This is a genomic window from Streptomyces anatolicus (genome assembly GCF_019400875.1).
Lineage (GTDB): Bacteria > Actinomycetota > Actinomycetes > Streptomycetales > Streptomycetaceae > Streptomyces > Streptomyces anatolicus.
This window is the reverse complement of sequence record NZ_WMBF01000300.1, coordinates 1-7,781: the sequence shown is the minus strand read 5'-3', so window position 1 is coordinate 7,781 and position 7,781 is coordinate 1. Positions and strand designations below refer to the sequence as shown.

Sequence of the window (7,781 nt, the reverse complement as noted above, 5' to 3'; positions counted from 1 at the left end):
GCCCCACCCCGTCCGTGACCCGCGCCGCGTCGCCCGCGCTCAGCCGCTCCTCCCCCAGCCGCACTTCGCCGCGCACCACGTGGAGGTAGGTGAACGGGGCGTCCGGCAGTGCGGTGCGTTCGCCGGGGGCCAGGCGCCGGATGTGGAGGAGGGCCCCCGCCCCCGGGATCTCGTACGGGGTGGCGTCGGCGATGCCGTGGATGACCGCGTACGAGGGTTCGCCGCCCGGGGAGAGCGGGGCGAGCCACATCTGGACGAAGACGAGGGGGGCGTCGCCGTCGTTGCGCTCCACGTGGCGGACGCCGCCCGCCGCCGACAGGTGCTGGAGGTCGCCCGGGCGGACCAGGGACTCGCGGCCCGTCGAGTCGCGGTGGGTGAGTTCGCCCTCGACGACCCAGGTGACGATCTCGGTGTGGCTGTGCGGGTGTTCGTCGAAGCCCGCGCCGGGCGCGAGGCGCTCTTCGTTGCAGGCCAGGATCGCGCCGAAGCGGAGGTTGTCGGGGTCGTAGTGGGGCCCGAAGGAGAAGGCGTGGAAGGACTCGATGCCGGCCGCCGCGTCCCCGCCGCGGTACCGGTCGCCGGAACGCCGTACGTCTGTCACGCGCTCCACGTTAGAGCCTGTCTTTGAACCCGCGTGCCGGGCGTCGGGGCGCGGGCGGGGGTCCAAAGACAGGCTCTTGGCCCCGGCACCGCATCTCCCCGCCCCGATAAGGCAGTCTTGTCCCCGTGCCCGAACCCTCAGCGAACGAAACCCACCAGGAGTCCGAGCCGGGTTCCCCGCCCGGGTCACACCCGGAGCAAGGAGCCGGGCCACGGCAGGACCGCCGCACCCCGCACGCGCACACCGCGACCCTCAAGCGCCTGGAGAAGTCGTCGGGGAGCCTCGCGGCGCAGGCCATCGCGCGCATGGACGAGACGCTGTCCTGGTACCGGGCGATGCCGCCGGAGAACCGCTCCTGGATCGGCCTGGTCGCGCAGGCCGGTATCGCCGCGTTCACCGAGTGGTTCCGGCACCCGGACGCCCCCCAGGCCATCTCCACCGACGTCTTCGGGACCGCCCCCCGCGAGCTGACCAGGGCGATCACCCTGCGGCAGACCGTGGAGATGGTGCGTACGACGATCGAGGTGATGGAGTCCGCGATCGACGAGGTCGCGGCCCCGGGCGACGAGTCCGTCCTGCGCGAGGCACTGCTCGTCTACGCCCGTGAGATCGCCTTCGCCACCGCGCAGGTGTACGCGCAGGCCGCCGAGGCACGCGGTGCCTGGGACGCCCGCCTCGAATCCCTCGTGGTGAACGCGGTGCTCTCCGGAGAGGCCGACGAGGGGGCCGTCTCCCGCGCCGCCGCGCTCGGCTGGAACTCCCCTGACCACGTCTGCGTGGTCCTCGGCACCGCCCCGGACGGTGACAGCGAGCTGACGGTGGAGGCCATCAGGCGGGCCGCCCGGCACGCGAAGCTCCAGGTCCTCACCGGTGTGCTCGGCTCCCGCCTGGTCGTCATCGCGGGCGGCAGCGACAATCCGCTGGCGGTCGCCAAGGCGCTGATCGGGCCGTATGCCGCCGGTCCCGTGGTGGCGGGGCCGATCGTGCCCGATCTGCTCGCGGCCACCCGGTCCGCGCAGGCGGCGGCCGCCGGGCTCAAGGCGAGCGCCGCCTGGCAGGACGCCCCGCGGCCCGTCCTCGCGGACGATCTGCTGCCCGAGCGCGCCATGGCGGGGGATCCGGCGGCCCGCGTACAGCTGGTGGAGGAGATCTACAGACCGCTTGAAGAGGCGGGCTCCGCGCTCCTGGAGACGCTCAGCGTCTATCTGGAGCAGGCGAGCAGCCTCGAAGGCGCCGCCCGGATGCTCTTTGTGCACCCCAACACCGTGCGCTACCGGCTTCGACGTGTGACTGACGTCACCGGCTGGTCGCCCTCCGATGTGCGCTCCGCCTTCACGCTGCGGATCGCGCTCATCCTGGGGCGACTGGCCGACGCGGATCCTCAGTCGTAGGGCTTTTGTCGGGCCCCTACAATTCCCCCAGCCGTTCTTCGTCCCTGTCCCCACGGGCGGCTTACGCCGTCGACAAGAGAGAGTGTGAGAGTGCTCGTACTCGTCGCTCCCGGCCAAGGCGCTCAGACGCCCGGCTTCCTGACTCCCTGGCTCGACCTCCCCGGCGCGGCCGACCGCCTCGCCGCCTGGTCGGACGCCATCGGGCTCGACCTCGCCCACTACGGCACGCAAGGAGACGCGGACGAGATCCGCGACACCGCCGTGGCGCAGCCGCTGCTCGTGGCCGCCGGACTGCTCTCCGCCGCGGCACTCGGTGACATCGCGCCGGGCGCGGTCGCCGGACACAGCGTCGGCGAGATCACGGCCGCCGCGTATACGGGTGTGCTCGGCGACGAGGACGCCCTGCGCCTCGTGCGCAAGCGCGGGCTCGCCATGGCCGAGGCCGCCGCCGTCACGGAGACCGGCATGGCGGCGCTGCTCGGCGGTGACCCCGAGGTCACCGTCCCGCACCTGGAGAAGCTCGGCCTGACCCCGGCCAATGTGAACGGCGCGGGCCAGATCGTGGCCGCCGGCACCAAGGAGCAGCTTGCCGCCCTGGAGGCCGACAAGCCCGAGGGCGTGCGCAAGGTCATCGTCCTGAAGGTCGCGGGCGCCTTCCACACGCCCCACATGGCTCCCGCGGTGGCGCAGCTGGAGGAGGCCGCCAAGGGCCTCACCCTCTCCGACCCCAGGTTCACCTACGTCTCGAACCGCGACGGCAAGACGGTCGCGACCGGCGCCGAGGTGATCGAGCGCCTGGTCGGCCAGGTGGCCAACCCGGTCCGCTGGGACCTGTGCATGGAGACGTTCCAGGAGCTGGGCGTCACCGCGCTGATCGAGGTCTGCCCCGGTGGCCCGCTGACCGGTCTGGCCAAGCGTGCTCTCAAGGGCGTGCAGACGCTCGCGGTCAAGACCCCCGATGACCTCGACGCGGCCCGCGCGCTCGTCGCCGAGCATTCCTGAGCCGACGACAGACAAGGAGCCGTAGCGCATGTCGAAGATCAAGCCCAGTCAGGGCGCCCCGTACGCGCGGATCATGGGCGTCGGCGGCTACCGGCCCGTCCGTGTCGTGCCGAACGAGGTGATCCTGGAGACGATCGACTCGTCCGACGAGTGGATCCGTTCCCGCTCGGGCATCGCCACCCGCCACTGGGCCTCCGACGAGGAGACCGTGGCCGCGATGTCGATCGAGGCGGCGGGCAAGGCGATCGCCGACGCGGGCATCACGCCCGAGCAGATCGGCGGCGTCATCGTCTCGACGGTCTCGCACTTCAAGCAGACCCCGGCCATCGCGACCGAGATCGCGGACAAGATCGGCGCGGGCAGGCCCGCCGCGTTCGACATCTCCGCGGGCTGCGCCGGTTTCGGTTACGGTCTGACGCTGGCCCGGGGCATGGTCGTCGACGGTTCCGCCGAGTATGTCCTGGTCATCGGCGTGGAGCGGCTGAGCGACCTCACCGATCTGACCGACCGCGCGACGGCGTTCCTCTTCGGGGACGGCGCCGGTGCCGTGGTCGTCGGCCCCTCCAAGGAGCCGATGATCGGCCCGACGGTCTGGGGCTCGGAGGGCGACAAGTCCGAGACGATCAAGCAGACCGAGTCCTGGGAGGCGTACCGCAACGGCTCCCCGGGCAAGTTCCCCGCCATCACGCAGGAGGGCCAGGCGGTTTTCCGCTGGGCCGTCTTCGAGATGGCGAAGGTCGCCCAGCAGGCGCTGGACGCGGCCGGGATCACCGCGGACGACCTGGATGTCTTCATTCCGCATCAGGCCAACGAGCGGATCATCGACTCGATGGTGAAGACTCTGAAACTGCCCGAGCACGTCACGGTCGCCCGTGATGTGCGCACCACCGGCAACACCTCGGCCGCCTCGATCCCGCTCGCGATGGAGCGGCTTCTGGCGACCGGCGAGGCGAAGAGCGGCGACACCGCGCTCGTCATCGGCTTCGGGGCGGGTCTCGTGTACGCCGCCACGGTCGTTACCCTCCCCTAGGCATTACGTACGGATCACCCGGTCCGTACTGCTGTGACCAACCTGCCGCTGCCGCGGCGGGCGCCACACCCTCTGGATACATAAGAAGGAGCGCCAACATGGCCGCCACTCAGGAAGAGATCGTCGCCGGTCTCGCGGAGATCGTGAACGAGATCGCCGGCATCCCGGTCGAGGACGTCCAGCTGGACAAGTCCTTCACCGACGACCTGGACGTCGACTCGCTGTCCATGGTCGAGGTCGTCGTCGCCGCCGAAGAGCGCTTCGACGTGAAGATCCCGGACGACGACGTCAAGAACCTCAAGACGGTCGGCGACGCGACCAAGTACATCCTCGAGCACCAGCAGGCCTGACCAAGGCCTGCTCAGTCGCCACCCGGCGGTGGCGCCGCTGATCCCCTCAACACCGTGGAGAAATTTCCTGTGAACTCGACCAATCGCACCGTGGTCGTCACCGGTATCGGCGCAACCACACCGCTGGGTGGCGACGCAGCTTCGACGTGGGAGGGCCTGCTCGCGGGCCGCTCCGGCGTCAGCACGCTGGAGCAGGAGTGGGCAGCCGAGCTGCCCGTCCGCATCGCCGGCCAGATCGCCGTGGAGCCGGGCGAGGTCATCCCCCGCCCGCAGGCCCGCAAGCTGGACCGGTCGGCGCAGTTCGCGCTGATCGCGGCCAAGGAGGCCTGGGCCGACGCGGGCTTCACCGCGAAGGCGGGCGAGGACACTTCGGTGGACCCGCACCGCCTCGGCGCGGTCATCGCCTCCGGCATCGGCGGCGTGACCACCCTCCTCGACCAGTACGACGTGCTGAAGGAGAAGGGCGTACGCCGTGTCTCCCCGCACACCGTGCCGATGCTGATGCCCAACTCCCCGGCGGCCAACGTCGGCATCGAGCTGGGCGCCCAGTCGGGCGTCCACACCCCGGTGTCGGCCTGCGCCTCGGGCGCGGAGGCCATCGGCTACGCGATCGAGATGATCCGCACCGGCCGCGCCGACGTCGTCGTCGCCGGTGGCACGGAGGCGGCGATCCACCCGCTGCCGATCGTCGCGTTCGGCAACATGATGGCGATGTCGAAGAACAACGACGACCCGCAGGGCGCCTCGCGTCCCTACGACGCGGACCGCAACGGCTTCGTGCTCGGCGAGGGCGCCGGTGTGATCGTCCTCGAGTCCGAGGAGCACGCCAAGGCGCGCGGCGCGAAGATCTACGCGGAGGCCGTCGGCCAGGGCATCTCGGCCGACGCGCACCACATCACGCAGCCCGAGCCGTCCGGCAACGGCATCGCCGCCGCCCTGCAGAACCTGATCGACACGACGGACCTCAAGCCGTCCGAGATCGTGCACGTGAACGCGCACGCCACCTCGACCCCGCAGGGTGACGTCGCCGAGATCAAGGCGCTGCGCAAGGCGTTCGGCGACGACGTCGACCACATGGCGATCGCGAGCACCAAGTCGATGACGGGTCACCTGCTCGGTGGCGCCGGCGGCGTGGAGACCGTGGCCACGGTCCTCGCGCTGAAGCACCGCATGGCCCCGCCGACGATCAACATCGCCAACCTCGACCCCGAGGTCGACGCGGACGTCATCCGCGACGAGGCCCGCCCGCTGCCCGAGGGCCGCATCGCGGCGCTGAACGACTCGTTCGGCTTCGGCGGCCACAACGTGGTCCTGGCGTTCCGGACCGTCTGACGCGGTCGTACGTGAACCGGAAGGGCCCCCACCGCATGGTGGGGGCCCTTCCGGTTGCGTGAGGCCTTTCCGGTTATGCGGGCGCCCTTCCGGTTACCCGGAGCAGATGTCACACGACCTGGTGCAGCCACCGCACCGGCGCGCCCTCGCCCGCGTACCGGAAGGGTTCCAGTTCGTCGTCCCAGGGCTTGCCGAGGAGCTTGGCCAGCTCGGCCTCCAGGTCGCTCTCGCCGCGCTGCGAGCGGGCCAGGGCGGCGCGCAGGCGGTCCTCGGGGATGAGGATGTCGCCGTGCAGGCCGGTGACGGCGTGGAAGATGCCGAGGTCGGGCGTGGCGCTGTACCGCTCGCCCTCGGCGTTCGGGCACGGCTCGGCCGTGACCTCGAAGCGCAGCAGGGACCATCCGCGCAGGGCGGAGGCGAGCTTGGACGCGGTGCCCGCCGAGCCCTTCCAGGAGAATTCGGATCTCCAGGTGCCCGGCGCGGCGGGCTGCCTGATCCAGTCGAGGCTCACGCGCGCGCCGAGCACGCCCGCGACGGCCCACTCGACGTGTGGGCACAGCGCGCGCGGAGCGGAGTGCACGTACAGAACTCCACGTGTCGTCACCGGGACCTCCAGTGTGGGTCGAGGTTCGCCTTCCCCAGCGGCCTCGCGCCCGTGCCGAGCAATTTTCCCCAAATGGTAGAGAAACCTGGGAAAAGGGGACAGATGTGACGTGATGTAATTTAGCGGAACCACGGCAGCGGGGCGTCACCGGGTGGATCACCCGCCTGTCGCCGCCCATGACAGCGGGGCCGGGCGGCTACGGGGCGAGGCTACCGTGCGTCGGCGCAAGGAGTGTGACGTACCGTCGGTCCCAGGGCCAGGAAACTCCGACCTTTCACCCGGCGGGGCGCAACCCCGGCCACGCGCACGACGTCTTCATTGAACGACAGACAGAGGGGACCAGGGGATGCGGAACCGCAGGCACCGCACGCGTGCCGCCGTCGCGCTCGCGACAGCCGCCCTCCTCGGCACCGCCTCGCTCACGGCGTGTGACGCGCAAGGCGGCAACTCCCCGGCCCCCGGCGCCTCCGCGCACAAGAAGCCCTCCCCCGCCTGGGACACCACGCCCCGCTCGCTGGCGGCGGTCGGCGACTCCATCACGCGCGGCTTCGACGCCTGCTCGGTGCTCTCCGACTGCCCCGAGGCGTCCTGGGCGACCGGCACGGACGCCGAGGTCAGAAGCCTCGCGACCCGGCTGCTGGGGAAGAAGCGGGCCGCCTCGCACAGCTGGAACCACGCCAAGACCGGCGCCCGGATGGCGGATCTGACCGGGCAGGTCGAGCAGGCCGCCACCGAGCGGCCCGAGCTGGTGACGGTGATGGTCGGCGCCAATGACGCCTGCCGCTCGACGCCCTCCGCGATGACGCCGGTCGCCCGCTTCCGCGCGGACTTCCAGGAGGCGATGCGCACGCTGCGCCGCTCGCTGCCGAAGGCGCAGGTGTACGTGTCGTCGGTGCCGGACCTCAAGCGGCTCTGGTCGCAGGGGCGCACCAACGCGCTGGGCAAGCAGGTGTGGAAGCTCGGCATCTGCGCGGCGATGCTGGCCGACCCGGACGACCTGAGCACCGCGGCGACCGAGCGGCGGGAGTCGGTGCAGGACCGCGTCGTGGCGTACAACGACGTACTCGAAGAGGTGTGCGAGAAGGATCGTCGGTGCCGGTACGACGGCGGGGCGGTGTTCGACTACCGCTTCGACGGCGACCAGCTGAGCCACTGGGACTGGTTCCATCCGAGCAAGAACGGCCAGGCCCGCATCGCCGAGCTGGCCTACCGTCAGGTGACCTCCCGCAAGCCGGCCTCCTGAGCACTCCTGGGGTCTGCCCTACGGGGCGGCCCTGAGCGTCCGCGTCAGGCGCGGGTCCGCGATCGAGCGGCCCGCGATGACCTCGTACGAACCCTCCTGGTACGACCAGGCGTTGGCGTCCTCGTCCCAGATCTCGAAGGCCCGGCGCGGGAGTTCGACCCTCGCCTCCACGCTCTCGCCCGGCGCCGCCTCGACGGACGCGAAACCGGCGAGCCAGCGGGGCGGGCG

Annotated in this window: 9 protein-coding genes; 6 read left to right on the top strand and 3 right to left on the bottom strand. The window is 71.3% G+C overall.

What is annotated here, in order from left to right; genetic code table 11:
• On the bottom strand, positions 1-601 hold a 601-nt coding region (locus GKQ77_RS22840; RefSeq protein WP_219690804.1), incomplete at its 3' end, for a pirin family protein.
• Between the two features lie 125 nt (positions 602-726).
• On the opposite strand from GKQ77_RS22840, the gene GKQ77_RS22835 reads away from it, so the two are divergent.
• The 5 genes from GKQ77_RS22835 (at position 727) to fabF (ending at position 5,706) form a co-directional block, all read left to right on the top strand.
• A complete protein-coding gene (locus GKQ77_RS22835) occupies positions 727-1,992 on the top strand; it encodes a PucR family transcriptional regulator (RefSeq protein WP_308117754.1) in 1,266 nt (421 codons plus the stop codon).
• Positions 1,993-2,082: 90 nt separating this feature from the next.
• Complete coding sequence (locus GKQ77_RS22830) at positions 2,083-2,994, top strand: ACP S-malonyltransferase (RefSeq protein WP_219690803.1); 912 nt, start codon at positions 2,083-2,085, stop codon at positions 2,992-2,994.
• 28 nt (positions 2,995-3,022) lie between these two features.
• Positions 3,023-4,024, top strand: a complete 1,002-nt coding sequence (locus GKQ77_RS22825; RefSeq protein ID WP_219690802.1) for a ketoacyl-ACP synthase III — start codon at positions 3,023-3,025, stop codon at positions 4,022-4,024.
• A gap of 98 nt (positions 4,025-4,122) precedes the next feature.
• The gene (locus GKQ77_RS22820; protein WP_219690801.1) at positions 4,123-4,374 is read left to right on the top strand and encodes an acyl carrier protein; all 252 of its coding nucleotides are present in this window, start codon (positions 4,123-4,125) and stop codon (positions 4,372-4,374) included.
• Positions 4,375-4,443: 69 nt separating this feature from the next.
• Complete coding sequence (gene fabF / locus GKQ77_RS22815) at positions 4,444-5,706, top strand: beta-ketoacyl-ACP synthase II (RefSeq protein ID WP_219690800.1); 1,263 nt, start codon at positions 4,444-4,446, stop codon at positions 5,704-5,706.
• A 109-nt stretch (positions 5,707-5,815) separates the two neighbouring features.
• Here fabF and GKQ77_RS22810 read toward each other — a convergent pair whose 3' ends face one another.
• Positions 5,816-6,310, bottom strand: coding sequence for a DUF3145 domain-containing protein (locus GKQ77_RS22810; RefSeq protein ID WP_125512586.1), 495 nt, complete (start codon positions 6,308-6,310; stop codon positions 5,816-5,818).
• A 346-nt stretch (positions 6,311-6,656) separates the two neighbouring features.
• On the opposite strand from GKQ77_RS22810, the gene GKQ77_RS22805 reads away from it, so the two are divergent.
• On the top strand, positions 6,657-7,553 hold the full coding sequence (locus GKQ77_RS22805) for an SGNH/GDSL hydrolase family protein (protein WP_219690799.1): 897 nt from the start codon (positions 6,657-6,659) through the stop codon (positions 7,551-7,553).
• 18 nt (positions 7,554-7,571) lie between these two features.
• On the opposite strand, the gene GKQ77_RS22800 is transcribed toward GKQ77_RS22805, so the two are convergent.
• Positions 7,572-7,781: fibronectin type III-like domain-contianing protein (locus GKQ77_RS22800; protein WP_219690798.1), on the bottom strand; the 210-nt coding region annotated here is incomplete at its 5' end.